Annotated in this window: 1 protein-coding gene; it reads right to left on the reverse strand. The window is 53.7% G+C overall.

Annotated elements, in window-relative coordinates; genetic code table 11:
• Positions 1-318: 318 nt before the first annotated feature.
• Positions 319-943, reverse strand: a 625-nt coding sequence (locus BLQ82_RS31795) for an LPXTG cell wall anchor domain-containing protein (RefSeq protein WP_167544673.1), incomplete at its 5' end; no start/stop codon positions are given.

A 943-nucleotide genomic window follows, 5' to 3' on the forward strand; every position in this document is an offset into this window, starting at 1 on the left:
AGCCGAATCAAAGGTATTTCTGCCTTTGATCCTTCCCGCCTGGGAAGCAAACTGCCCTGTGGTCCCCCAACAACGGCATTTTTGCCGTTCTTTCCAGACAAACCTTCCCGCGGCGGAATCAAAGGCACCCTTTGCTCACATTTTCTGATGTAAGACATTATGGCACAAAACAAAAGAACAGGAATTCCCCATTACGGAGGGAGTCCTGTTCTTTTTAGTTATTATGCTGCTATGGGACACAGACGCTCTCTTTCGCAGAGAATAATATTGACAGCCATTAGAACTTGACTGCTCCTCTACGACGGGTTACAGCTTCTCTTACCGTTTGCGTTTACTGCTGTTTCTTGCTGTTCTGCTAAGGAGCAGACCCAAGCCGGCTATTCCCAATCCTGCGATATAATACGGTGCTGGACTTGCTTCCCCGGTCTGCGGCAGTTCATCGGATGTATCCACGCTCCCTGCAGGAACTTCATCATCTGTTATAACTATTTCCTCCGGCTCCGGTGTTACCGTTGGGGCCGGTGCAGGAGCTGGCGTTGGTTCCATTGAGGCTGTTGGTTGTATCGACGCTGTTGGCTGTACTGGAGCAATCGGTACCACAGGCCCCAAAGGTAATGGGTCATCATTAATCAAGGTATCATCTACGATCGTGCCAATTACGGATGATGGTGTCGGCGTCGGGAACGTTACCGGAACATAAATGACTGTAGTGTCTGGCGTTGGTGCTGGTGGCGCCGGGGTTACTTCGCTGGTGGGCGTTGCTGTTGCGCTCGGTGACGGCGTTGCTGATGCGGTCGCACTCGGCGTTACTTCAGTTGTCGGTGTCGCCGTTGCGCTTGACGTTGGCATCGGCGTTACGACTGCGGTCGGCGTTGGCGTTACGACTGCGGTCGGCGTTGGCGTTACGACTGCGGTCGGCGTCGGCGTTACGACTGCGGTCGGC

The organism is Paenibacillus jilunlii (assembly GCF_900102965.1).
GTDB classification, from domain to species: Bacteria; Bacillota; Bacilli; order Paenibacillales; family Paenibacillaceae; genus Paenibacillus_AQ; species Paenibacillus_AQ jilunlii.